This window comes from Marinomonas ostreistagni, assembly GCF_016888445.1.
GTDB lineage: Bacteria > Pseudomonadota > Gammaproteobacteria > Pseudomonadales > Marinomonadaceae > Marinomonas > Marinomonas ostreistagni.
On record NZ_JAFEKF010000001.1, the window covers coordinates 275,454 to 300,529 of the forward strand.

24 protein-coding genes are annotated in these 25,076 nt (G+C 48.8%); 15 read left to right on the forward strand and 9 right to left on the reverse strand.

The window, feature by feature from the left end:
- Window positions 1–2: 2 nt before the first annotated feature.
- Complete coding sequence (locus tag JQX58_RS01220) at window positions 3–620, reverse strand: YigZ family protein (RefSeq protein ID WP_204145008.1); 618 nt, start codon at window positions 618–620, stop codon at window positions 3–5.
- Between the two features lie 97 nt (window positions 621–717).
- Between JQX58_RS01220 and JQX58_RS01225 the strand changes: the two genes are divergently transcribed.
- A complete protein-coding gene (locus tag JQX58_RS01225; protein ID WP_204145009.1) occupies window positions 718–2,016 on the forward strand; it encodes a DNA recombination protein RmuC in 1,299 nt (432 codons plus the stop codon).
- Here JQX58_RS01225 and JQX58_RS01230 read toward each other — a convergent pair.
- From JQX58_RS01230 to ybfE, 4 genes are all read right to left on the reverse strand, one after another.
- Entirely contained in the window at window positions 2,013–3,173 is a 1,161-nt protein-coding gene (locus tag JQX58_RS01230) for a cation diffusion facilitator family transporter (protein WP_204145010.1), read from the reverse strand. The genes JQX58_RS01225 and JQX58_RS01230 overlap by 4 nt on opposite strands.
- A 144-nt stretch (window positions 3,174–3,317) precedes the next feature.
- A complete protein-coding gene (locus JQX58_RS01235) occupies window positions 3,318–4,220 on the reverse strand; it encodes a recombination-associated protein RdgC (RefSeq protein ID WP_204145011.1) in 903 nt (300 codons plus the stop codon).
- Between the two features lie 3 nt (window positions 4,221–4,223).
- Window positions 4,224–4,802 carry a thymidine kinase gene (locus JQX58_RS01240; protein ID WP_204145012.1) on the reverse strand — a complete coding sequence of 193 codons (579 nt, stop codon included), beginning with the start codon at window positions 4,800–4,802 and terminating at the stop codon, window positions 4,224–4,226.
- A gap of 15 nt (window positions 4,803–4,817) precedes the next feature.
- The gene (ybfE, locus tag JQX58_RS01245) at window positions 4,818–5,108 is read right to left on the reverse strand and encodes a LexA regulated protein (protein WP_204145013.1); all 291 of its coding nucleotides are present in this window, start codon (window positions 5,106–5,108) and stop codon (window positions 4,818–4,820) included.
- 34 nt (window positions 5,109–5,142) lie between these two features.
- Here ybfE and JQX58_RS01250 point away from each other — a divergent pair, with 34 nt between their 5' ends.
- The gene (locus JQX58_RS01250) at window positions 5,143–5,346 is read left to right on the forward strand and encodes a DUF2788 domain-containing protein (RefSeq protein WP_204145014.1); all 204 of its coding nucleotides are present in this window, start codon (window positions 5,143–5,145) and stop codon (window positions 5,344–5,346) included.
- A gap of 34 nt (window positions 5,347–5,380) precedes the next feature.
- Here the strand turns inward: JQX58_RS01250 and JQX58_RS01255 are convergent, their stop codons facing one another.
- Window positions 5,381–7,399, reverse strand: coding sequence for a carboxy terminal-processing peptidase (locus JQX58_RS01255; RefSeq protein ID WP_204145015.1), 2,019 nt, complete (start codon window positions 7,397–7,399; stop codon window positions 5,381–5,383).
- Between the two features lie 124 nt (window positions 7,400–7,523).
- On the opposite strand from JQX58_RS01255, the gene JQX58_RS01260 reads away from it, so the two are divergent.
- Entirely contained in the window at window positions 7,524–8,822 is a 1,299-nt protein-coding gene (locus tag JQX58_RS01260) for a M18 family aminopeptidase (protein WP_204145016.1), read from the forward strand.
- A gap of 56 nt (window positions 8,823–8,878) precedes the next feature.
- Here the strand turns inward: JQX58_RS01260 and asd are convergent, their stop codons facing one another.
- Together asd and JQX58_RS01270 are read right to left on the reverse strand one after the other, a co-directional pair.
- Window positions 8,879–9,736: an archaetidylserine decarboxylase gene (gene asd, locus JQX58_RS01265; protein ID WP_204145017.1), complete on the reverse strand. Its 858-nt coding sequence runs from the start codon at window positions 9,734–9,736 to the stop codon at window positions 8,879–8,881.
- Between the two features lie 23 nt (window positions 9,737–9,759).
- Window positions 9,760–11,238, reverse strand: a complete 1,479-nt coding sequence (locus JQX58_RS01270; protein ID WP_204145018.1) for an HDOD domain-containing protein — start codon at window positions 11,236–11,238, stop codon at window positions 9,760–9,762.
- Between the two features lie 129 nt (window positions 11,239–11,367).
- On the opposite strand from JQX58_RS01270, the gene motA reads away from it, so the two are divergent.
- Together motA and JQX58_RS15510 are read left to right on the forward strand one after the other, a co-directional pair.
- Window positions 11,368–12,222, forward strand: a complete 855-nt coding sequence (motA, locus tag JQX58_RS01275) for a flagellar motor stator protein MotA (protein WP_204145019.1) — start codon at window positions 11,368–11,370, stop codon at window positions 12,220–12,222.
- Window positions 12,223–12,231: 9 nt separating this feature from the next.
- Window positions 12,232–13,134 carry a flagellar motor protein MotB gene (locus JQX58_RS15510; RefSeq protein WP_204145020.1) on the forward strand — a complete coding sequence of 301 codons (903 nt, stop codon included), beginning with the start codon at window positions 12,232–12,234 and terminating at the stop codon, window positions 13,132–13,134.
- Here the strand turns inward: JQX58_RS15510 and rsgA are convergent.
- A complete protein-coding gene (gene rsgA, locus JQX58_RS01285; RefSeq protein ID WP_204145021.1) occupies window positions 13,131–14,165 on the reverse strand; it encodes a small ribosomal subunit biogenesis GTPase RsgA in 1,035 nt (344 codons plus the stop codon). The genes JQX58_RS15510 and rsgA overlap by 4 nt on opposite strands.
- 72 nt (window positions 14,166–14,237) lie before the next feature.
- On the opposite strand from rsgA, the gene orn reads away from it, so the two are divergent.
- The 10 genes from orn (at window position 14,238) to hflC (ending at window position 25,026) form a co-directional block, all read left to right on the forward strand.
- A complete protein-coding gene (gene orn / locus JQX58_RS01290; RefSeq protein WP_204145022.1) occupies window positions 14,238–14,789 on the forward strand; it encodes an oligoribonuclease in 552 nt (183 codons plus the stop codon).
- 58 nt (window positions 14,790–14,847) lie between these two features.
- Window positions 14,848–16,329, forward strand: coding sequence for an NAD(P)H-hydrate dehydratase (locus JQX58_RS01295; RefSeq protein ID WP_204145023.1), 1,482 nt, complete (start codon window positions 14,848–14,850; stop codon window positions 16,327–16,329).
- Between the two features lie 43 nt (window positions 16,330–16,372).
- Entirely contained in the window at window positions 16,373–16,840 is a 468-nt protein-coding gene (gene tsaE / locus JQX58_RS01300; RefSeq protein ID WP_204145024.1) for a tRNA (adenosine(37)-N6)-threonylcarbamoyltransferase complex ATPase subunit type 1 TsaE, read from the forward strand.
- A 108-nt stretch (window positions 16,841–16,948) separates the two neighbouring features.
- Window positions 16,949–18,277 carry an N-acetylmuramoyl-L-alanine amidase gene (locus JQX58_RS01305; protein ID WP_204145025.1) on the forward strand — a complete coding sequence of 443 codons (1,329 nt, stop codon included), beginning with the start codon at window positions 16,949–16,951 and terminating at the stop codon, window positions 18,275–18,277.
- 26 nt (window positions 18,278–18,303) lie between these two features.
- Entirely contained in the window at window positions 18,304–20,283 is a 1,980-nt protein-coding gene (mutL, locus tag JQX58_RS01310) for a DNA mismatch repair endonuclease MutL (RefSeq protein ID WP_204145026.1), read from the forward strand.
- Window positions 20,284–20,287: 4 nt separating this feature from the next.
- Complete coding sequence (gene miaA, locus JQX58_RS01315) at window positions 20,288–21,220, forward strand: tRNA (adenosine(37)-N6)-dimethylallyltransferase MiaA (RefSeq protein WP_204145027.1); 933 nt, start codon at window positions 20,288–20,290, stop codon at window positions 21,218–21,220.
- An 89-nt stretch (window positions 21,221–21,309) separates the two neighbouring features.
- Window positions 21,310–21,555, forward strand: coding sequence for an RNA chaperone Hfq (gene hfq, locus JQX58_RS01320; RefSeq protein ID WP_204145028.1), 246 nt, complete (start codon window positions 21,310–21,312; stop codon window positions 21,553–21,555).
- Between the two features lie 36 nt (window positions 21,556–21,591).
- Window positions 21,592–22,881: a ribosome rescue GTPase HflX gene (hflX, locus tag JQX58_RS01325; RefSeq protein WP_204145029.1), complete on the forward strand. Its 1,290-nt coding sequence runs from the start codon at window positions 21,592–21,594 to the stop codon at window positions 22,879–22,881.
- Between the two features lie 37 nt (window positions 22,882–22,918).
- A complete protein-coding gene (gene hflK, locus JQX58_RS01330) occupies window positions 22,919–24,160 on the forward strand; it encodes an FtsH protease activity modulator HflK (protein ID WP_204145030.1) in 1,242 nt (413 codons plus the stop codon).
- Window positions 24,160–25,026 (forward strand): protease modulator HflC, encoded by an 867-nt coding sequence (hflC, locus tag JQX58_RS01335; protein ID WP_204145031.1) that lies wholly within the window; start codon window positions 24,160–24,162, stop codon window positions 25,024–25,026. Before hflK ends, hflC begins: the two co-directional genes overlap by 1 nt.
- Window positions 25,027–25,076 lie beyond the last annotated feature (50 nt).

A 25,076-nucleotide genomic window follows, 5' to 3' on the forward strand; every position in this document is an offset into this window, starting at 1 on the left:
AACTACTCTTTGTCGTTTTCAATAATCGTGATATTGCCCTGACACATGTCGATCAAGGCCTGTCGTTGTTCTGGCCACGTGCGTTCGATGACCGCAAGCGTGAGCTCAATCTCGGCTGAGTATTGTTTGTCTTCTATTTCTATATCGCTACTGTCGAGCCAATATTCAACCTTACCTAACATAGGGTAGGCGATTTTTATGGCAACGCTTTGACGCGGGTAAATTTCTTGCCATTCAAGTTGCGTTAACGCTTCTTGAGTGGCTTGGCTGTAGGCGCGTACTAAGCCACCAGCACCCAGCTTGATGCCACCGAAGTAGCGTGTGACCACTACGGTGATCTCGCCAAAGTTGGAATGCTGTAGCACGTTTAACATGGGTTTGCCGGCGGTGCCTTTGGGCTCGCCGTCATCGCTTTGGTCCCAAAGGTGTACGTTGTTTGGTGCGCCGGCGACAAACGCCCAACAGTTGTGGTTCGCGTCTGGGTAGCGTTGGTTCATGTCCGCGATAAATGCCTTCGCTTCATCGCGACCACGGGTGCGACGAATCGTGGTAATGAACTGGCTATTCTTAATTTCCAGATCAAAGCGCTGTTCGTGTGTTGGGCTCTGGTAGTAATCCATGTAAACTTTGCTTAACGGTTGAATTTCAAAAGTTCTTGTTTTTAAACGTTCTTTTCAATGTAGTACTTTTTAAATAGTAAAGTGGCGGGTTAGATAAATGACAGACTGGCTTCAACAATCTGTGTGGATTGCTTTGGGATGTGTGATTGGTGTTGCTGTCGCGACCGCCATTGCGGGGGCTATTGTACAGAGAATCCGCCATAAGTGGCAGGTAGAGCATGAAAATTCTGTGCAGCAGATCCAAACCCTACGTCAGCAGCTTGAGTACACTCAGCAAGAGGTGCACCAGCTGGAAAAAGAAGCTCTAACCTTAGAGCAACAATTTGCCTCTGCCCAAGAGATTTGGCAGCAAAAAGAGCAGTTTTTAGAGCAACAACAGCGTCAAAATGAAGCCCAATTTAAGCAGCTCGCTCAAGAAGTTATGCAGCAGCAGGGCGCCCGTCTCGCCACTGAAAATGAGCGCCAGTTAAGCGCGTTGTTATCACCGCTTGGCCAGCAAATACAGCAATTTCAGCAGCGCGTCGAAAAAAGCTACGATCAAGAAGCTCGAGAGCGTTTTTCATTGGTGCGTGAGATTAAAAATTTACAGCAGTTAAATCAGCGCATTAGCGACGATGCGGTGAGTTTGACGCAAGCACTTAAAGGCCAAAATAAAGTCCAAGGTGGCTGGGGCGAGGTAATTTTAGAGCGTATTCTGGAGCGCTCTGGTCTGGAAAAGGGCCGTGAATATGATGTTCAGGTGTCATTAAACAACGAAGAAGGTAAACGGTATCAGCCGGATGTCATTGTGCATCTGCCAGACAACAAGCAAATCATTATCGACTCTAAGATGGTGTTGGTTAGCTATCTTGCCTATGTCGAAGCAGAGGATGAGCAGACGAAACAGCAGGCACTGCGTCAGCATCTAGAGGCGATTCGCCGCCACATGAAAGAGTTGAGTGGTAAAAATTACCATGATCTCAAGGGCGTCGAGTCGCTTGATTTTGTCATCATGTTTATCCCGATCGAAGCGGCTTATGGGCTAGCGCTACAAGCTGAAAATGGCTTGTTCACCGAGGCGTTTGAACACAACATTATCATCACCGGTCCATCCAATTTATTGGCGACTTTACGTACCGTACAAAACATTTGGCGTAATGAAAAACAAAGCCAAAATGCCATCGAAATTGCCCGTCAAGCAGGTGCTATGTATGACAAATTTGCCGGGTTTGTTAGCGACATGGATGACATTGGCGGACGTATTGATGCGCTGTCACGCAGTCATGAACAAGCGATGAAAAAACTCTCGGTAGGGCGTGGTAACTTAATGAGCCGAGCTGAACGCTTGCGGCTAATGGGAGCGAAAACCAATAAACAGCTCTCGCTCCCAGAAGATGAAGATGACACAGAAGATTAATCGAACTCCCAACGTACCTTAGGATCGGTGCCGTAAGGGATATTTTGCATGTCCATGAGGATGCTTTGGGATAGGCGCTCATAGTCTTGGGACGGCGCCAATTTGGCCTTGGCAATTAAGTGAATGTAGAGCGTACGATCGAGATAGTGTAGCTGCGTAGCGTCAAGATCCAAGTACTCACGGTGACTGCGCAGCATAAAGCCAAGATCAGCCAGCACTTGATCTCGTGCGGGTAACTTCAACGCTGGCGGTTTGCCTTGATGGCTGTCAGCCTGAGTATCTGATTGGATATGATCGTCTGTATCTACATGCACCATGACATCTTGCACATTGGGATGTGCCTGTTTGATGGTGTAAACCACAAGATCACTCAAGTAATGCCCTTCACTGACGGTGGCATGAGCGGGCACGTGAATGTGCATATCTAAGAAAATCTTGCCGGCCATGGAGCGGGCACGTACATCGTGTGGCGCCATTACATGTTTAAGCTGATCTGCTGTGGCTTTAATGTGCTCAATAGTTTTAGGGTCTGGAGAGGTGTCCACCAGCTCTGCTAAATTCTCCCAGATCATCTCAACGGCGATTTTACCGATCAAAATACCGACAATCACAGAAGCGACTTGGTCAGCCCAAGCGTAGCCAAAATAGACCCCGACTAAACCTGCCAGTACCGCCACAGACGACAAGGCGTCGCTGCGGCTGTGCCAAGCGTTAGCGATCAAGAGTTTACTGCCGATTTGTTTGCCGGCGCGATGGGTGTAATGGAAAATAGCTTCTTTAACAATCAGTGTCAGGATCACCGCCGCCACGCCATACCAAGTAGCCACTGGTTGTGTGTCGGCATTAAACGCTTCAAACACAATGCCGGTCGCCACCACGATCAGTACGACGCCTAAAATTACTGTCGTTAGCGTTTCAAAGCGTAGGTGGCCGTAGGGGTGTTTTTGATCAGGCGCTTGGCGGGCATTACTTGAAGCAATATAGACAAATACATCGGTGACTAAGTCCGATAATGAGTGGATACCATCCGCCACCAGCGCTTGGGATTGTGAGAAGAGGCCAGCGATGATTTTCAAAACCCCGAGTAGCGCATCCCAAATTGCACCGACTACGGTAACTCGTTGAGCTATTTGCGTTTCTTGTTTCAAGTTTGACATGTTTGAGTGTTCCGAGTGAGCCTAACTGTGAAAAACTATCGTGTCAGAGTGTTGCAAAAAAGGGGCGTTAACCAGCTTTGCCAGAGGTTCTCTGGCGTCGCCGCTGTTCTCCCCAGTGTTATCCACCTAAACTGTGGAAAAGTCTTAGTCGTCAGCGATTTCAAACCACTGTTGGTAAGATTCAAAGAACTCGCGTACGGTTAAAGACATGAGGGCAAAGTTAGCATCCATATCGGATAAGTCGCCGCCTTGTGAATCGTTAAATGCAGACTCTTTAAGGGTGTCGTCGAATTTTACTTTTTTCAAGGTAAGGTCATCATTTAGCACAAATGACATCTTGTCGGTCCAGCGTAGAGCTAGGTTTTTGACGGTCATGCCTTGTTCTAGGTGGCGTGTGACATCCTCAGAAAGTGGCTCCAATGACTTAAAACGGATCTTGGCACGATCTTCCGAGTTGTCTTGAATTTCGCACTCATCGCCACTTTCGAGGCTCGCGGGTAGCTCATTTTTCATGAGCCAATCAGTCATCAGTGATGCGGGTGATACTTGCGCTTGCAGCGGCACCATTGGGAAGCTGCCCAAGGTGGTTTGCAACAGTTTGAATAGCTGCTCGGTCATGCCAGCGTTGGTGCTGTTTAAGACCAGTAGTTTGGCTTTTAGGTCGATGTAAGCCCAGATATCAGAGCGTTTCGAAAATGCACGCGGACGTAATGTAAACACCAACTCTTCTTTCATGTCGGCTTTTTCTTTACGGCCCACTTTGCGCCCTTCGACCAACTCGATTTCAGCTACCTTAGTTTCAAGTTCTTCACGCACGACAGCGGTAGGTAGGACTTTTTCTTCTTTGCCAGCGCGGATCAATAAGCAGTGATTGGTCGCAACGCTCCATTGCTCGCTGTTACGAATGAGTGGCAGCCAGCCAAAGGTGAATTCTTCTTGCGAGCCACAGTCCCTTAGAGGGTACTCAGGTAGCTTGCTGATTAACTCATTGCTGCTGAACGTTTCCGTGTCTTTAAGCTGGAAAATCTGTAAATTTTTAAACCACATACCTTAATCCTTAATCGCCGCTTTAAAATGTTTGCGGCACACAGAGACGTAGCGATCATTGCCGCCAATCTCAACTTGTGTACCTTCTTTAATGGCATGGCCATCCGCATCTACACGAATCACCATGTTGGCTTTACTGCCGCAATGACAGATGGTTTTTAGCTCGATGAGCTTATCGGCCCATGCTAGCAGGGCTTGACTGCCAGGAAATAATTCCCCTTTGAAGTCTGTGCGAATGCCAAATGCCAGCACTGGAATATGCAAACGATCGACCACTTCTGACAGCTGATACACCTGCTGTTGTGTTAAAAACTGCGCTTCATCGACCAGTACGCACCCAATAGGCTGCTGGCCGTGTTGTGCCTGCACCAGTTGCAGCAGCTCAGTATTGGCAGTAAAAAGCTCGGCATTGGCGCTGATGCCAATGCGCGATGTAATGGTGCCTTGTTGATAACGATCATCAAGGGCCGCGGTCAGCAAAAGAGTTTGCATGCCGCGCTCTTGGTAGTTGTAAGCAGACTGCAGCAGAGTGGTGGATTTGCCTGCATTCATTGCCGAATAATAGTAGTACAGCTTGGCCATGAGGTTGAGAGGATCCTAGGAGTCTTTTGCTGTAATCTTGGCTTTGTTATAAGCCAGCGCGACTTGCATGGTGAGCCAGTCTGCACGTTTAATGCCTGACATATCACATAGCTGATCCAGCTTCTTTACGGTATCCTCGTCCACTGTCAGTTCGAGACGTTTCATTCCGAGGTTTTTTTCCTTTTCTCTTTGTACACGCTTATTGGCTTTGAGCTGATCTTTGCGAGGTAAGGGATGAGTACGAGGGCGGCCGCGAACTGTGCCAAAAAGGTCGATCGTATTGCGGTCAGAAGAAGCTTTAGCCATAACGTTGAATTTTAAATCTTAATTGTAGGTTTTAATGGAAATAGAAGAATTTGAATCCCTGATGATGACAGTGCTGTTAAGTGGCTTTTGCCTATTTATGTTGTTCATCATGTGGGACTTAGCTCGTAAGTCAAATGCCGGTCGTTTGGGCACATGCGTTATTATCGGCGGTTTGGGCCTTGGAATGCTAGCCTTTGTCGTGAAAGGTGTGGTGATTGAGTTAATTTTAGGGGTGTAAAGCTGGGAAAATCTCTTTTCCCAGCTTTATGGGCTTACTGATTCTGTTGGTATAGAGAAATGAAGTCCAATAACACTTCGGCCGCTTCATGGGCGTAGGCGTCTTGCTCTGGCTCTTCGATGTCCTCAACAGACTCTAGCGTCGGCAAATCTAGGGCTTTGCGACGAGTATTCTCACGCGCTAAATCTTTGGCTTCGTTGTCTTCACGTTGCTGCTCTCGGGTCATCTCGTTAAGGGAGATGGATTTAAAATGCTCTGCCTGTCGTTTGGCTTCAGCAATTTGATCCTCGAGCGCGACAAAGTTAGCGTCTTGCTTGATACGGGTGTCGTGTAAGCTAGTCAGTTGGTCAATGTACTCTTCAAAATTCCAGTACACAGGGTAGCGCGTTTCATGGATGTGATCCCATGGCAGCGGATTCTCGAGTGCGCTTTCACCGACGCTTTCAGTATCAATCAGCGAAGGGAAGTTGATGTCTGGCATCACGCCCTTATGCTGGGTACTTTCACCAGAGACACGATAGAACTTAGCCTGGGTGATCTTAAGCTGGCCTTGATCTACTTCCTGTAGTACTTGCACCGTGCCTTTACCGAAGGTTTGATCGCCGACTACGATGGCGCGACCATAGTCCTTAAGAGCACCAGCAACGATTTCCGAAGCGGATGCACTCATGCGGTTGACCATCACAGCCATGGGGCCACTGTAGGTAACACCACGATCTTGGTCTCCCAAGATACTGACGCGACCAGACGCATCACGAATTTGTACCACTGGGCCGCCAGGGATAAAGAGTCCTGTCAGCGAGTTGGCTTCTTGTAGTGAGCCACCGCCATTGTTGCGCAGGTCAAGAATCAGGCCGGTGATGTCTTCTTGTTGCAGTTCTTCAATCAGTTTCTTGGTATCACGGGTCGAGCTTTTGTAGTCTTTATCGCCACGCTGGATGGCGGCAAAATCCGAGTAGAAGGTCGGTAACTCAATCACACCCACTTTGAAGGTTTCACCGCCACGCTCAACTTCAACAATTTTCTTCTGTGCTGATTGGTCTTCAAGCTTCACTTTTTCACGGGTGATGGTGATCTTTTTACTGTTTTGGGTGCTGCTCTTAGCCGGGATGACTTCAAGAATGACATCTGTGCCACGCTCGCCTCGGATCATATCGACCACGTCGTCCAAACGCATGCCAATGACATCCACCATAGGCTCGTCTTTTTGGCCGACCGCAATGATACGGTCATTTGGTGCCAGTTCGTTCTGCGCTTCCGCCGGGCCACCAGGAATCAAACGCACCACCTTGGTGTAATCGTCTTCCATCTGTAGCACAGCACCAATACCTTCAAGTGATAGGCTCATATTGATGTTGAACGCTTCTGAAGCGCGCGGCGCAAAGTAGTTCGTGTGCGGGTCTAAGGCTGCTGTTACGGAGTTGGCAAAGCTTTGGAACACATCCACAGCATTGGTTTGCTCGATTTGACGCAGCTGGTTGTTGTAACGACGCTCAATCGCAGCAATGATTTCTTCTTGCGGCTCATCGTTGAGCTTGAGGGTCAGGGCACGGTTTTTAATGCGTTTACGCCAATATTCATCAAGCTGCGCTTCAGTGCTAGACCATTCAAGGGCATCTGGGTCGATATTAAGAGATTCATCGACCGTATAGTCGAAACCTTTGACCATTTCGGGCACGCGAGCTAGTACTTTTTCGATACGCGCTTCCGCACGCTCTCGATACAGGTTATAGATGTCGTAAGCTACTTGAGTGTCGCCATCACGCAGGGCGTCATCAAAGTCGTTTTGATAGCGTTTAAGCGCTTCGATATCGGCTTTTAGGAAAAAGCTACGTGAAGGGTCTAGCGAGTCCAAGTAGTTTTCAAACGCTTGCTCGGAAATTCGATCGTCGATGAGGGTTTTGTTATAGTGAACGTTCTCAAGTGTCGCGACGATTTCTTGTGCGACCTGATCATAGTCATGAGGGGGTTCAAGTTTTTCATACGCCGAAACGGAACCGCTAGCTAATGCGATACTGGGTAGCAAACTTAACAAGAGGCGTTTATAAAACATCCGCAATTGGTTCCTTTAAACAGTTTTGTCTACGTTGACCTAAAATCATATTAGACTAGTACCGACAAGACCAGTCCAGTTGTGAAAAAGTCGTTTTTTTATATCATTGACTTAGCAGGAAATTATGAATCAAGCCAGCTTTAATCAATCATTATTGTCATTTCTTGATGATTCCCCAACACCGTTTCATGCTGTTGAAACCATGAAACGCCAGCTCAATGCTGCTGGTTATCAGGTTCTTAATGAACAAGATGAGTGGGTCATCAGCGAAGGTGGTAAGTATTATGTGACACGTAATGATTCTTCCATTATTGCCTTTACTGCGCCGACATTAGATTTTGCCCATCGTGGTTTTCGTATGGTAGGTGCACACACCGATAGTCCATGCCCGAAACTTAAGCCCAATGCCCACGTAGATCGCTTTGGTCATCATCAGCTTGGAGTAGAGTTGTATGGCGGGGTATTGGTTCATACTTGGTTTGATCGTGATCTCTCTATTGCCGGGCGAGTGACCGTTAAAACTGCTCAAGGCTCACTTAAAAGCTGTTTAATTGACTTTAAAGATCCTATCGCTGTGATTCCTAACTTGGCGATTCATTTGAATCGTGGCGTTAATAGCGAAGGTTTTAAGGTTAACCCGCAAGAAGAAATTCTGCCGATTTTATGTGGTTCAGATAAAGATTTCGAATTAGAAGCATGGTTGATTGAGCAAGTACAGCGTCAACATCCAGATTTTAATGTGGCTGCGGTGCTGAGCTTTGAGCTGAGCCTATACGATGTGCAAAAAGCGGCTTTGACCGGTTTGCATCAAGAGTACATTTCGGCGTCGCGCTTGGATAATTTGTTAAGTTGCTATGTAGGCTTGCAAGCACAGCTTGATGCTAAAGCGACACAGCCATCACTGCTGATTTGTACCGATCATGAAGAAGTGGGCAGCCAATCTGCTTGTGGTGCCAACGGCCCTTTCCTAGAAGACGTGCTGCGCCGTTTAGTGCCGAACCCTGAGCAATACACGCAGACGGTTCAGCGTTCTATGCTGATTTCGGCCGATAATGCTCATGCCCTTCATCCAAACTATGCCGCAAAGCATGATCAGTTGCATGCTCCACAGATCAACCAAGGAGCGGTGATCAAGGTGAACAATAACCAGCGTTATGCAACCAATAGTGAAACGACGGCGGTGTACAAAGATATCGCGGCTGAGTTGGGTCTTGCGGTGCAAACGTTTGTGGTGCGTAGTGATATGGCTTGTGGCAGCACCATTGGTCCGATTACTTCAAGCGAAATTGGGGTGGCGACCTTGGATATTGGTTTGCCGACGTTCGCCATGCACTCTATTCGTGAGCTGGCCGGCAGCGAAGATGCCTTTAAGCTTTACCAAGTGCTGTGCAAATTTTCTGAGCGCGAGCATTTAATGGGCTAAATGCTCGGCCGTATTGGATTAAAAGGCCCATTGCTGAGCGCAATGGGCCTTTTTTATTAAGGGGTGATTTGACCAAAAGCCATGCCCATTTGGGTTGGCGTTTCTGCACGTAGGTGGCTTTCCCAGTTCGCAGCATCTTTGCCAAACAGCACGATAGCGGTGGAGCCAAGTTTGAAACGGCCCATTTCTTCGCCTTTTTTCAGCGTGATGTTTGCAAGCTTTTCATAGTCCCACGTTTGCACTTGTTTGCTAAACGGTGTGACTTGTCCAGTCCAGACCGTTTCGATACTGGCCACGATCATAGCGCCGACCAAAATAACCGCCATCGGGCCAACCGCTGTCTCAAAAATACACACCGTCCGCTCGTTACGAGCAAACACGTTAGGGATTTGTTCCGCCGTGACTTTGTTTACCGAAAACAGCTTTCCAGGTACGTGAATAGTCTTAATTAGCTTGCCATCAATCGGCATGTGCACACGATGGTAATCTTTAGGGGATAGATACACCGTGGCAAATTTGCCGTCCAAAAATAGGTTTGATAGCTCAGCATCGCCACCTAGCAATTCAGTTAAGCTGTAGCGATGACCTTTTGCTTGGTAGATGGTGCCGTACTCGATATCGCCAAGTTGGCTAATGGCGCCGTCAGCAGGGCAGGCAATAGTGTGTTCGCCTGAAGCAATTGGGCGAAGTTCTGGCTTGATAGCGCGAGTAAAGAAGTCGTTAAAGTTGCGGTAGCTGAACGGGTCTGAGTTCACCGCTTGCGACATGTCGACTTGGTATTTTTTGACAAACGGGCCGATAAAGGCGCGCTTTACCAGTGGATTAGTGCATTCTGCAACGCGTCCGATTAGGCGCGACAAGGCGTGTTGTGGCGTCATATGTTGCAGTAGGGCAAATAGTTTATCTTTGGTCACGTTGGGTCCTAATTCTGAAAATATTAATCGGCGAGTTTAATGATGCGCTTGAAAAGATCGAATTGTTTGCCATCCAGTGCTTCATTTCCGATCAGCCAATAAATGTAGGTTTCGGTGTCGGTGACTGGAGCTGAGGCTAAAAATAAATGTTGGCCAGAAGCAAATAAAGACTTAGATCCTGCTGGCATTTGTTCAAACATAGTGCTTAATTTGCTGTCGTTGAAATGCACGGCCACACGCTTGCTAATGAGTTTGTTGATCACGCTTGAGGGGGTATTCCACTGGACTTTTTTGATCAGTTCTAAGTCTAAACCGTACTGCAGCATTGGGCTGAGTTTATTAGTGGCTTGATCATGTTTGAGGATCAAAATCTGTTGGCTAGCCGTAGCAAATAGTCGCAGCATGGCTTTCATGGCCAAACTTGCGCGAGGTTTAGGTTCTTGGGTGTGCTCTAGTTGTTTCTGCAAAGCGGTTAATGGGTCGCTTTTGACTTTTTTAGCAAGGTTACCCGCGCCGGATTCGCTCGGGCGAGTGTAGAGCATAGGTGAAAGCAGTTGTGCGGCCAAGCTCGGTTTGGCTGAGTAGCGTGCATCTTGTGCGGCTTCCACACAGGCATAGTGAGTCAACTGTATTGCATCGCCTAGGCGGATATGAAGAATCGCTGCGATGACGCGGTAAAAAAATGGCAGCTGTTTGCTGGCCCAGCCCATTACGTTGGCTTCTTGCGCGACGCGAGTGGCGCAGTAGGCCAAAATCAATGGGCTGTTCATGAGGATGGTTATGCGCTTATCTTCAGCAAAACCTGGCAATTGATCGGGCGTGTGCGTTAAGCGTGCGATACTTTGCAACTCTTCCGCAGTGGGCACTTGGTCAGTTAAGAAAGAATCAATGATGATGTTGGGCACTTTCCAGTATTTGAACAATGCCACGCTTAACTCATCGATACGACAACCAAGCAATTCCATTTCTGTTTTGATAGGGCTATCACCGCGACGTAAGCGTTGTGTGATCTGCTCCATGGCATCGCAAGCGTGATACCACAACAGCCAGCGCACCGCGTCACGAAAGAAGGTTAACCAAAAGACATCTTCAGTGTGGCTGATTTTCTTATCAATCGCCCAGCGTCTGGCCATGGCGGCGGCTTCGTAGCTGATTTGAATTTCACGCAAAAAACTTATATGTGCTTTGTTTTTCGAGGAAGGTGTGTAGCTATCAAGCTTGCTCAGAGACTGGCCGATACCCTTCATGCCAATCATTGAGGCTGCATGCAAAGGGCTCTTAATGTCGTTGCGCTTGTATTCAACAATGGTGTTGGCTTGATTCAAAATGGCGAACGCGAGCATCGGCTCAGAGGCAATGTTTTTTTGCATCCGATCCAAGGTTTCATCTGGTGTTTTTATCTGCTTGGTCAGCTTGGCAATGCTTTCGGAGCCAGCTGGAAACTTACGATCTTGCAGATAAAGTAACCATTCATTTAGACCAAAGGGTGACTTATTGTTCATAGCTCGTTACATTTAAGGCCAAGGCAGCGGTTAAAAGTTCATTTGCGTGCCAGTTATATTTGCATGGATTTAGCAATCATACTGTATATTCTTTTGCGAGAATACACCGTCGAAAATTAGGAATGAATTATGTTTGTATTAGCGGGCATGCTGGTCGTTATCATCAGTACCGTGACGGGCTATTTGGCAGCCCATGGTGAGCTGCTGGCGCTATGGCAGCCATTTGAAGTGTTAATTATTTGTGGTGCAGCCTTTGGTGCTTTCTTGGTGGCTAATCCGCTGTCGTTGCAAAAACGCGTGTTTAAACTGATTCCGCAGATGTTTCTGGGTAGTCGCCATAATCAGGCGTTCTATATCCAATTGCTTACCTGTATTTACTCCCTATTTCAGCGCAGTCGCCAAGAAGGTTTTTTGGCGATTGAACAAGACGTAGAAGCTCCTTTTGAAAGTGAGCTGTTTGCGCGCTTTCCCGATGTCTTGCGTGATCACGAATTAGTTGAATTTTTTACTGATAATTACCGTGTTTACACTATCACTGGCCTTCCAGCGCACGAATTAGAAGCCATGCTTGATTCTGAACTTGAATTGATTGCGGAAGAGTTAGTGGCCCCTGGTCATGCCGTGAATCGCGTTGCTGAAGCTTTGCCTGGCTTTGGTATCGTAGCGGCAGTTTTGGGGATCGTTATTACTATGGGCTCGATTGGCGGGCCGATGGAAGAAATTGGTTATCACGTTGCCGCGGCCTTGGTCGGTACGTTTCTTGGGGTGTTTTTTGCCTATGGTTTTGTGGGGCCGTCTTCGGCGCATATGGAGCGCTTGGGTGAGCAACATTTACAAGCGTATTTATGTGTTAAGTCTTGCTTAAGTGCCATGGCCTCAGGCCATCCGCCAGCGATTGCTGTGGAGGCGGGCCGAAAAATGTTGCCATCACATCTTCGTCCTAGCTTCTTAGAGCTTTCTGACCTTGTGAAGCAATTTCGCTAAGGGGCGTTTGTGAATAATTACGATCCAGTTATCCGTCGCGTTAAAAAAGTCAAAAAGGGTGGCCACCACGGTGGTGCCTGGAAAATTGCCTTAGCGGATTTTGCTTTGGCGATGATGGCGTTTTTTTTGGTGCTCTGGATCATTAATGTCTCTTCGCCTGAAGAATTGGCGGCGATCGAAGGCTACTTCAATGACCCTATGGGCATGTCGACGGCAGGTTACAGTAATCAGCCCATTGATTTAGGGGGCAGTCCAGCCATGAGCGCTGAGCGCAAGCTGGATATGGATCTGCCAGAACCTGGCAGCACTCCCACACCACAGGATGCCGACGAGCAAGGGCAAGGTCGTAAAGGCGATGAGCTTGAAGATATGAATAACCTGCTGGTAGAGCAGTTCCAGAGCATTGATCGTATCAATTCACAGCAGCAAAATATGCGCATTGAGATTACGCCTGATGGGGTGCGTATTACGCTGATCGACGATCCTGATAATCCAATGTTTGAGCGGGGCAGTGCGCGCTTAATACCGGACATGGAAAATACTTTATTGTCGATGGGGTCCGTTTTATCAAGGGTTCAGAATCCTTTAGCGATTACCGGACATACGGATTCATCGGTGTTCACTGGTGCGGGCTATATGGATAACTGGGATCTTTCGAGTGCGCGTGCCAATGCGGCTAAGCGCGCTTTGATCGAGGGCGGAGTTGCAACTCGGCGTATTGCACAAGTGACAGGGCTGGCAGATACCGTGCCTTATAATCGTCTTGAGCCGGATAGTGCAGAGAATCGCCGAGTATCGATTATGCTGCTGACCGATGAGGCTTATAAGCGCATGTTGTTACAAAGTCGCCGACGTTATGGCGGCGAGCAAGTAGAGCTTGATCCCGACATAACCCCAGCGGATGTATTTTAAAAGGCGTCATTGTCGCGAATAGACTGGCGAATGCGCAGGAAGCTCTCAAAGCGATGCGCTGAGATGTCGCCTTTCTCAAGTGCTTCGCGAATGGCGCAGCCAGGCTCTTGTTCGTGACTGCAGTCGCGGAACTTGCAGTAGCCTAGATGGGGGCGAAACTCGATAAAACCTTCCAATAGTTCTTCTTCACTGATGTGCCAGAGGCCAAACTCACGAATCCCAGGGGAGTCGATTAAATCACCGCCGGTAGGCATGTGGAATAAACGCGCTGTGGTCGTGGTATGGGTGCCTTTTTTGCGCTTCTGTGACAGTTCGCCAACACTGATTTCAATGCCTGGCAGTAAGGTGCCGATCAAAGAGGATTTACCGACCCCCGATTGGCCAACAAACACACTAATACGATCGGCTAGAAAGTCGTGTAGTTCAGCCATACCTTGATCGTCTTTGGCGGAGGTGCGAATCACCGAGTAGCCCAAATCAATGTAGGTTTGCAGCAAGCTTTCCAGTTCGGCGCGGTTGGCATCATCAATTAGGTCACACTTGTTTAATAGAATGACGGGCGGAATATCGACGGTTTCGGCAGCGACTAGGTAGCGGTCAATCAGGTTGGCGTGGGGCACAGGTTCGGCAGCGATCACCACCACAATGTAATCTATGTTGGCGGCCACAGGTTTGAGTCGGCCGTGCATATCAGGGCGTTGCAGCAAAGTGTCGCGATCCGCTCTCGCCACCACAACACCACCTTCGGTATGTTTGGGGCGCCAGACAACTTTGTCCCCTGTGACTAGCTGGCCAAGGTTGGCGCGCATATTACAGCGGGTGCTAACGCCAATATGGGGCGCAAGCGTGCCTTCCACTTCTACTTGGGTGCCAAAGTGGGAGATGATGATACCTTCCGTTTCAGGTCCTAAGTCTGAGGACTGCAGGGCTTCTTCGGCTTTATCTGCGCGCTTTTGCGTGCGCTCCATGCGTTCCTTGTGGATGCGTTCAATGCGCCAGGCTTGTTGTTTGGTCAGCTTTCGTTTCGACATGAGCTCACATGGGTCGTTAATTTAAACGCATAGAGTATAATGGCTAGCAATTAAAATACAGGATTAGGTGTTATGAGTTACAGCGAAGACAATTTGATCTGGATTGACCTAGAAATGACCGGCTTAGAGCCTGAGACAGATACGATTATTGAGATTGCCACGATCGTCACTGATAAGGATCTCAATGTCTTGGGTAAAGGTCCTAATTTGGCCATCCATCAGTCAAAAGCCACTATGGATGCGATGGACGAATGGTGTACAACACATCATGGTCAATCTGGCTTGACTGAGCGTGTGCTGACTTCAGAGATTTCCATGGCCGATGCCGAAGCGCAAACCATTGCTTTCTTGGAGCAGTTTGTGCCAGCTGGCAAGTCGCCAATTTGCGGTAACAGCGTGGGCCAAGATCGTCGCTTCCTGTACCGCTATATGCCTAAGCTTGAGGCGTTTTTTCATTACCGTTACCTAGATGTCAGTACGGTTAAGGAGTTGGCGAAGCGCTGGAAGCCAGAAGCTCTGGAGGGGTTTGAAAAGTCCGGAGCACATCTAGCGTTAGACGATATTATTGAGTCGATTGAAGAGTTAAAACATTATCGTAAAACCATGTTTGGCTTGGACGATTAAGCGTCGCTGGCTCTAGCGTTTTTGTTTTAACGTGTCTGCCATTAAAAGGAGTTATGTTATGTTGCCGAGCATCCCCAAGCGCTATTTGCAGCCATTGTTTGATATAGCGGCTATCCGGCGCCGTGAGCAAGCAAGCTTTGCTCAAGAAGGTGAAAGCTTTGCTATGATGCAACGTGCCGGCCATGCGCTGTGGCAGCATATCCTTAAGCGCTCGCCAGATCTTCAGCAGCTAGCGATTGTAGTCGGTGGCGGCAATAATGGTGGAGATGGTCTAATTGTGGCGTACTTGGCGGCTCAAGAAGGTGTTGCGGTTCGGCTCTATGATTTTGCTTCCAGTGCGCGACAAGGCGATGCCAAGCAGGCCATGGATTTGCTTGATCAACAGCCTAACGTGCTGTGGTGTGCGCCCGAAAGCTTAGCTGATGAATCGGCTGGGGTGATTGTTGATGCGTTATTAGGGATAGGTTTTAAGCCGCCGCTGAGTGCTCTGTACGCCGAAGCTATTGAGGTTATGAACGCTTTAGGTAAGGCGGGTGCTGAGCTTGTGAGTGTGGATTGTCCCAGTGGTCTTGAGCTTCACTCTGGTGCTGGCGAGCAGGCCATTAAGGCAGACTTGGTGGTCAGTTTTATCGCAGATAAAGTCGGTCATCATTTGCGTGATGGCGCTGTGTGTTGTCATCAGGTTGTCATCGAAACTTTACAAGCTGTTGACTTGGCTGATGCGCCCCAAGCATACCGCTTGGCCCCTTCAGCGCTAGACACCTTACTTCCTTGTGAGCGCTTTGCCAATTCACATAAAGGCAGCTACGGCCATGTGCTGGTGTTAGGTGGCGATATGGGAATGGGAGGTGCTGCAATCATGGCCAGTGAGGCGGCGGGCAAAGCTGGCGCTGGCACAGTAGCTTTATTGACGCAGCCTAGTCATCTGACGGCGTCTTTAGTGCGTAATCCCAATGTAATGTGTCACACAGATGCTGATATAGATCTTGAGCAAACTTTGCGCGGGCAAGATTCGGTTGTAGTGGCTGGACCAGGGCTTGGACGCAGTAAATGGTCAGAAGATCAATGGCTGGCGCTACAAAAGGTGAAAGCGCAATGGTTGGTGGTCGATGCGGATGGTCTGTACTGGTTAAAGCAGCAGCCCATTGGCGCTGCAAACTTGATTATTACGCCGCATCCTGGTGAAGCGGCCATGTTATTGGAGCAATCTGTGCAGGCCGTTTTAGAGAACCTCACTGAGGCGGCTAAGCAACTCGCCCGGCGCTATCAAGCGGTGGTTATTTTAAAAGGCGCCACGAGTGTGATTGCTGATGTGTCGGGGCAAGTGGTCATCGCTGGGCAGCCTTGCCCAGGATTGGCTAAAGGCGGCTCAGGTGATGTGCTGAGTGGGGTAGTAGGGGCTTGTTTGGCGTATTACAAAGAGGCTTTTGCAGCGGCGGTGATAGGGGCGGCATGGCATAATAAAGCGGCACAACAATGCGCAAATGACCTTGGTATGGTTACCATGCAGCCATACCAGCTATTGAATTATTTAGAATGAAACGGCGCACACGGGTGTGTGTAGAGAAGTGAGTAGGTTGTATATGTTGGAACGTGAAGTATTTGGCGAAGAGGCAATGGAGCTGTTTGGTGAACAGCTTGCTGCAGCGCTTAAAAATGGTGGTGTGGTGTCGTTAGAAGGTAATCTGGGCATGGGCAAAACCACCTTGGTACGAGGTGTATTACGTGGTTTAGGTTATCAAGGGCCGGTAAAAAGCCCAACCTATACCATTGTTGAGCCTTATGAATTAGCCGATGCTGAAGTGTATCACTTTGATCTGTATCGTATCTCTGATGCGGAAGAACTGGAATACATGGGGATTCGTGATTATTTTAAAGACGGTGCTTTATGCTTAGTAGAATGGGCTGAAATGGGAGAAGGCGTGTTGCCACGTCCTGATTTAGTGGTGCATCTGAGTCTAGTGCGCCACGGCCGCGCGATCGCCATTGAACCGAAAACACCCTATGGGGTCGAAACGCTTGCGGCGATCTCTGAACGGCTTGCCAATTAACCATTCGAGCAGGAGGCGCAAGCCTCCTTTTTTGTCTGGATGGCAGTTTGATTGAGATCGCCGGCAGCAACCGTTATAGTGTTTCCATATACTTGCTAGCTGTCTGATATGTATAAAAAAATCTTTTCAATTAATTGGCTGTTGCCAGTACTAATTTTGACGTTGTCTTCGGTAGTGCACGCTGCTCAGGTAAAAGACATTCGTGTTGGCACGCAAAGTGGCTCGACGCGTTTGGTTTTTGAGTTAAGCGGTGCCGCCGAGCATCGAATGTTCCCGTTAAGCAATCCGGACCGAGTGGTGCTTGATGTCAGTGATGCTGATATTTCCCAGTCAGTGGTCAACGATCTCAAAGCGTTGTCCTCGGATGCCTTGATGCGTGTGCGTTATGCTAAGCGCAATAATGGACTGCGCTTTGTCTTAGATCTGTCGCAAAAAGTGAAAGCTAAGTCGACGGTGTTGGCAGCGTCGGGGGAGTATGGTCCGCGTATCATGGTGGAACTGGAGTATGGCGCTAGCCAAAGCTCTACCAATGTGATCAAAAGCCTAGCGTCCATTTCCAATGGCAAGCGCGACATCGTGGTGGTGATCGACCCAGGTCATGGGGGCAAAGATCCAGGTGCCTTGGGGCAATTCAAGGTGCGTGAGAAAGATATTGTCTTATCAATTGGCCGTGAGTTGGCCGATCGTTTAAATGCTACGCCTGGTATCAAAGCGGTGATGACGCGCTCGACGGATGAGTACCTCCAGCTGCGTGAGCGTTCTCGAATTGCGCGTGAAGCCAATGCGGACTTATTGATCTCGGTGCACGCCGACGCGTTTACCAAACCTTCTGCTCGAGGTGCCTCGGTGTGGGCGCTTTCTCTAAGCGGTAAAACCTCAGAAATGGGTCGTTGGCTTGCGCAGCAAGAGAAGGAAACCGATTTAGTCGGTGGTATCTCGTTGGATGATAAAGATCAGCTGTTGGCCGAAGTGTTGCTCGATATGTCGATGAACTCGACGATTCAAATGAGTTTGGATATTGGCAGTAAGGTATTAGGCAACATGCGCCGCGTGGCGGTATTGCACAAAAACTCGGTACAACAAGCCGGTTTTGTGGTGCTGAAATCGCCGGATATTCCTTCTATTTTGGTGGAAACAGGCTTTGTATCTAATGCTACTGAGGCGAAAAACTTAGGCAGCCGTGCTTATCGTGTGCGTTTGGCAGCCTCGATTGCCAAAGGTGTGGAGGACTTTTTTACCGCTAACCCACCAGATGGCACCTTTATCGCTTGGCAGCAGAATCAACGCGGTGGTTCAACCTATACGGTGTCTAAAGGGGATACGCTGTCAGATATTGCGCGTCGTAACAATGTTACATTGGATGCCTTGCGTTCGGCCAACACCCTCAAAAATGATGTTATTTGGATTGGGCAAAAGCTGTCCATTCCTGCAAGCTAGTTAGCGACGCTTTTAGAAGGATATGCATGTCTAGAATTAATTTACTATCGCCTCGCCTAGCCAACCAAATTGCTGCGGGTGAGGTGGTTGAGCGACCCGCATCGGTAGTGAAGGAGTTGCTTGAAAACAGTCTTGATGCGGGGGCGACTCAGCTAGATATCGATGTCGAGCAGGGCGGTGTGCGCAGTATCAAGATTCGTGACAATGGTAGCGGCATAGATAAAGAAGATCTGCCGCTGGCCTTAAGTCGACACGCAACCAGCAAAATAGTCACCTTAGACGATCTTGAGGCGGTATCAACCCTTGGTTTTCGTGGGGAAGCATTAGCCAGTATCAGTTCGGTCTCGCGCATGCATCTTACCTCCTGCGCCGCCGGGCAGGAAGAAGCGTGGCGTGTTGAGGCGGAAGGCAAGGATATGGCCACTAATGTGCGCCCAGCGTCGCACCCCCAAGGCACGACTATCGAGGCGCGCGACTTATTTTTTAACACGCCTGCACGTCGTAAGTTTTTACGCACTGAGAAAACCGAGTTCAATCACTTAGAGGAAGTAGTCAAGCGTTTGGCGCTGAGCCGCTATGATGTGGGCTTTCGTCTCAATCACAATGGCAAGCAAGTGTATGATCTGCGTCCGGTGATGAATCAGTTGCATGCTGAGCACCGCTTGGCCAACCTGCTGGGTAAAAAGTTTATCGAGAACGCTCTGACGATTGATGTCGAGGCAGCTGGTTTACGCTTATGGGGTTGGATTGGTTTGCCAACCTTTTCTCGCTCGCAGGCGGATCTGCAATACTTCTTCGTTAATGGTCGTGTGGTGCGCGATAAGCTAGTGGCGCATGCAGTGCGACAAGCTTACCGTGACGTTTTATATAATGGTCGCCACCCCACCTTTGTGCTGTATCTAGAGCTTGATCCAGGTACGGTCGATGTCAACGTCCATCCTACCAAACATGAAGTGCGTTTTCGTGACGGGCGTTTAGTGCACGATTTCTTGTTTAGTCGTATTCATAAAGTCTTGGCCGATGTACGTCCAGAAGCTCAAGGCTCTGGTAGCGCCGAAAATCCAATTCAAGCGCACGTATCTTCTCAAACCGCGCAGCCTGAGCAAATGCGTGAACAGGAAAATCTAGGATTGGGTCATCCAGGTGCCGCACGTGATACCAGCTGGATGAGTGCGGCAGGCGGTGTAGCACCACAGCGTGAATCAATTGCACCAGGTCAAGTTGCTGGGCAATTGGGCGTGATGTCACAAATGACCGATTTTGCGCGCTCTTTCGGGGCCCAAGAGGTCGACCCTGAAACCGGCGAAATTAAAAATTATGTAGCCCAAGACAACGGGGAACACTCGGGCGTTGCTGAGGTGGTGCCACAGTCAGAGACGGGGACCGGGCGTGTGCGCGAGCCTTTACCAAGTGATGCGGTGACGCCGCCGCTTGGTTATGCGGTAGCGCAGTTGCACGGTATCTATATTCTCTCGGAAACTGCTAGCGGGATGATCATTGTCGACATGCATGCTGCACATGAGCGTATTGTTTATGAGCGTATGAAAGCCGCTTTCTATGCCAAAAATGTCGCCTCGCAGCCGCTTTTAGTGCCGATTAATGTGGCCATTTCTCAGGCGGAGGCAGATCTTGTTGAGGACAGCAGTGAGGTATTTACGCAGTTTGGTTTTCGATTGGAGCGCTCGGGGCCAGAAAGTGTCATGGTGCGTGAAGTGCCGGTTATTTTGATCAATGGTGATGTTGAAAGCCTAGTGCGAGATGTGGTCAGCGATTTAAATGTTAATGGCGCGAGTGATTTGCTACAGGCCCGTGCCAATGAGCTGATGGCGACCATGGCATGTCATGGCTCTGTGCGTGCTAATCGTAAGCTTACCATTGCTGAAATGAACAGTTTGTTGCGTGATATGGAGATTACCGAACGTAGCGGCCAGTGCAATCACGGTCGTCCGACGTGGACGCAGTTGTCCATGCAAGATTTAGATAAATTATTTTTACGAGGTCGTTAATCCAATGTCGAAGCCAAAAATTGTGTGTCTTATGGGGCCAACTGCATCGGGTAAAACCGGGCTTGCTGTTGAGCTTGCCAGTCAGCATGGCTATGACATTATTAGCGTTGATTCGGCGTTGGTCTACAAGGGTATGGATATCGGTACCGCTAAGCCTGATGCCGCTACGCTTGCGCAAGCGCCACATCGCTTGATCGATATTATTGACCCTAGTGAGAGCTATTCTGCCGCCGACTTTGTCCGCGATGTGCAGGTCGAGGTAGCCGATATTATTGCCCAAGGTAAGAAGCCACTGTTAGTGGGCGGTACCATGATGTATTTCAATGCGTTGCAGAAAGGCTTGGCGCCAATGCCCGCGGCAAATCCAGAACTTCGAGCTCAGTTGGCCGAGCAGATTGCCGAGCAGGGCTTGGTAAGTCTGCATGAGGAACTAAAACGCGTTGACCCGGTCTCAGCAGAACGTATTAGTCCTAATGACCCTCAGCGACTACAGCGCGCCATTGAGGTTTTTCGTCTTACGGGTAAGTCCATGACTCAGCTTTGGGCGGAACAAGATGCGCAAGAGCTGCCATTTGATTTGGTTAATATTGCCGTGATGCCAGAGGATCGCACCACCTTGCACAAGCGCATCGAAGCGCGTTTTGAGCAGATGATGGCGCAAGGATTTCTAGAAGAAGTGAAAGCCTTGCATCAGCGTGGTGATTTGAGTATCGATATGCCATCTGTACGCTGCGTGGGATATCGCCAGTTATGGCAATACTTGGAAGGCGAAGACACACTAGAAGATGCCGTATTTAAAGGCATCGTCGCGACGCGTCAATTGGCAAAAAGGCAGCATACTTGGCTGCGCGGCTGGGAAGATTTGGCGATTTTTGATAGTTTGCAGTCCGATCTTTTAGGACAAACCTTGAAATACCTTGAAAGCAGGATTATATAAAGGGGAAATCAAGAAAGATTTGGTGTATTATCTATAGTATTGTTTTGCCAATATTTTAATTATATGTTTGCTTGCTTAAGGAGAAACCGATGTCAAAAGGGCAGTCACTACAAGACCCTTACTTAAACGTTCTACGCAAAGAGAGAGTGCCTGTGTCAATCTTTCTTGTGAACGGTATTAAATTACAGGGACAAATCGAGTCATTTGATCAGTTCGTGATTTTGTTGAAAAACACTGTAAGCCAAATGGTTTACAAGCACGCGATCTCGACAGTTGTTCCTTCTCGTACGATTCGTCTGCCGTCTCCTGATCAGGCGGAAGACTCAGCAGAATAAATTTGTCCATACAGGACAAATGAGAGGTTATATAACTTGTTTTTCGAACGCCCTGAAAGTGGTGAAATTGCTGTCCTGGTTCATATCGATTTTCATGATCAAGCCGATAATCATGGGCCAGAAGAGTTCGTAGAACTCGCTATCTCTGCTGGTGCAGACCCTGTTGCCGTGGTAACAGGGTCGCGACAAAAACCTGATTCCAAGTTTTTTGTCGGCACTGGTAAGTTACAAGAAATCAAAGATTTAGTGCATCGTGAAGAAGCCCAAGTCGTGCTTTTTGACCATGCCTTATCGCCTTCTCAAGAGCGTAACCTTGAGGCCGAGCTCAAATGCCGAGTGCTAGACCGCACGGGTTTGATCTTGGATATCTTCGCTCAGCGTGCTCGTACCCACGAAGGTAAATTGCAGGTCGAGCTGGCGCAACTCCAACACATGTCTACTCGATTGATTCGAGGTTGGACCCACCTTGAGCGTCAAAAAGGCGGCATCGGTATGCGAGGTCCAGGTGAAACTCAGCTGGAAACCGACCGACGCTTGCTACGTGAGCGAATCAAAGCGATCCAAAAACGTCTTGAAAAAGTAAACTCCCAACGCGACCAGAGCCGTCGTGCTCGTTCACGCTCAGATGTGCCAACGATCTCATTGGTAGGCTATACCAATGCGGGTAAATCGACCCTGTTTAATCAGGCGACTGGTGCCGATGTATATGCCGCAGACCAGTTGTTTGCAACCTTGGATCCGACCTTGCGTCGTCTGGATATTGAACAAGTCGGCACGGTTGTACTAGCGGATACCGTAGGTTTTATTCGTAAGCTGCCGCACCGTTTGGTAAAGGCCTTTCAGGCGACCCTTAAAGAGTCAGCAGAAGCGAATTTGCTACTTCACGTAGTGGATGCGGCGGATGTAAATCGCGATGAAAATATCTCTGATGTGGAAGAGGTGCTAGAAGAAATCGGCGCCAACGAAATTCCAACACTACGAGTGTTCAACAAAATAGATGCTATGCCCACCGGCGAAGCTCGCATTGATAGGGATGAGCAGGGGAACCCTGTTCGCGTTTGGGTGTCTGCACGTGAAGGAACTGGCATAGAATTGCTAGAGCAGGCCATTGCGGAATTATTGTCCGATGAAATTGTCAAAGAAACGATTGTGCTGCCCGCGACTCAAGGTCGCTTACGAGCGATGCTGTTTGAACAGGGTGGTGTCAAAGGTGAATCTTATGACGAGTCAGGGCAATCCGTGCTAGAGCTATGCTTGCCGCGCAAGGATTATTTACAGATCCTTGCCAGAGTTGGTATGTCTGAAGAGCAAATTCAGGCAGCCTAAATCACCGGATTATCATTACAATAAGTGGAGATGTAGTATGGCCTGGAATGAACCGGGTAATAACGACAACGACCCTTGGAATACGGACAAAAACCGTAACAGCAATGGCGGTCGTGACCAAGAACCCAATAACGATCCATGGGGACGTCAAGGTCAAAAAGGTGGTAAGGATCAAGCGCCACCAGATCTTGATGAGGCCTTCGGCAAATTAATGGACATGCTCGGCGTTAAGAAAAAACGCAATGGCGGCGGTGGCTCCAATAATTCTGGTGGCCCAGGTCTTGGCGGTAAATTTAGCGGTGGCTTAGTTGGCATTATCTTGGTTGGCTTGGTGGCTCTATGGGTGGCATCTGGTATTTACCAAGTCGATCAGCAAGAGCGCGGTGTCGTGCTTCGCCTGGGTAAGTTCCACGATATTGTGATGCCAGGTCTGCACTGGAATCCACCACTGGTGGACTCTGTGACCACAGTTAACGTGACCAAAGTCCGTTCACATGATCACCAAGCACTGATGCTGACGGTAGATGAGGCAATCGTCGACGTTAGTGTCTCTGTGCAATACTCGATCGAAGATCCACGTAACTTTGTACTAAATGTTCGCTCGCCGGAAGAATCCCTCGCGCAAGCGGTGGAAAGTTCATTGCGTCACGTGGTTGGTACGACTGAAATGGATCAGATCCTGACCGAGGGTCGTGAAGTGCTGGCAGCCGATGTGAAACAGCGTCTGCAGTCTTACATCAATGATTACGGCACAGGCCTTTTGATCTCGAAAGTAAACGTTGAGAACACTCAAGCGCCTAACCAAGTGCAAGAAGCATTTGATGATGTCATCAAGGCAAAAGAGGATGAGCAGCGTGTGCGTAACGAGGCTGAGTCTTACGCCAACGGTATCATTCCTGAGGCGCGTGGTCGTGCACAACGTATTCGTGAGGAAGCAGAAGCTTACCGCTCAGAAGTGGTTGCCCGTGCTCAAGGTCAAGCCGATCGTTTTGATCGCTTATATCAAGAATACGTGAAAGCGCCAGAAGTGACGAAACGCCGTCTGTACCTAGAGACGCTTGAAAGCATCTATAAAGATGTTAATAAAGTGATGATCGATGCAGAGGGTGGCAACAACATGATGTACCTACCACTGGACCAACTAATGAAACAGCGTAAGGCGGATTCTGAATTGAGTCAGCTTGGGTCTTCCTCGTCTGTAAGCAATTTAACAGACCAGGTGATTGCTGAGATTCGTAAGCGTCAATCAGCGAATTCGGTTCGTGAGGGGAGAAACTAATGAGAAACCTATCATTTGCGATTATTTTTATCGTTCTTGCAGGTATTTTGATCGCCTCGCAGACGTTATATGTCGTCAAAGAAACCGAGCGTGCTGTCGTGCTTAAGTTCGGTGAGATTGTGCAAGATGATGTGCAGCCTGGCTTGCATTTTAAACTGCCGATCATGAACGAAGTGAAAAAGTTCGATGCGCGTATTCTAACCATGGATTCGCGTCCACAGCGTTACCTGACACTTGAGAAGAAGGCAGTGATTGTCGACTCTTACGTGAAATGGAAAATTGCGGATGTGTCACGCTTTTATCAATCAACCTCGGGTGATGAGTTTGTAGCGAACCGTGTCTTATCATCACGTGTGGATACAGGTCTTCGTAACCAGTTTGGTGAGCGAACCATGCACGAAGTGGTATCTGGTGAGCGTGAAGAGCTGATGACGGAATTGCGTGATCGTATTGATACTGTTGCTAAGAACGAGCTGGGTATTACGATTGTTGATATCCGCGTTAAGCGTATTGATCTGCCACCAGATGTCAGTGAGTCGGTTTATCAGCGTATGCGTACTGAGCGTGAGCGTGAAGCCCGTGAGCACCGTTCGAAAGGTCTTGAGCTAGCCGAAGGTATTCGTGCCGATGCCGACCGTCAGCGTGTCGTTCTTGAGGCGGAAGCACAGCGTGACGCTGAGATGATTCGCGGTGACGGTGATGCGCAAGCGGCGGCTGTTTACGCTGAAGTTTATCAACAGGACCCAGAGTTCTTTGATTTTTACCGCAGCTTACAAGCCTACCGTGAGAGCTTCTCGGGTAATGGCGACATGTTTGTACTTGATCCAGAAGGCGAGTTCTTCAAGTACTTCAAGCAAACAAATTAAAGGCTTGGTTTTTGGCTGACTTATTCAGGATATGCCTGTAAGTCAGCCAT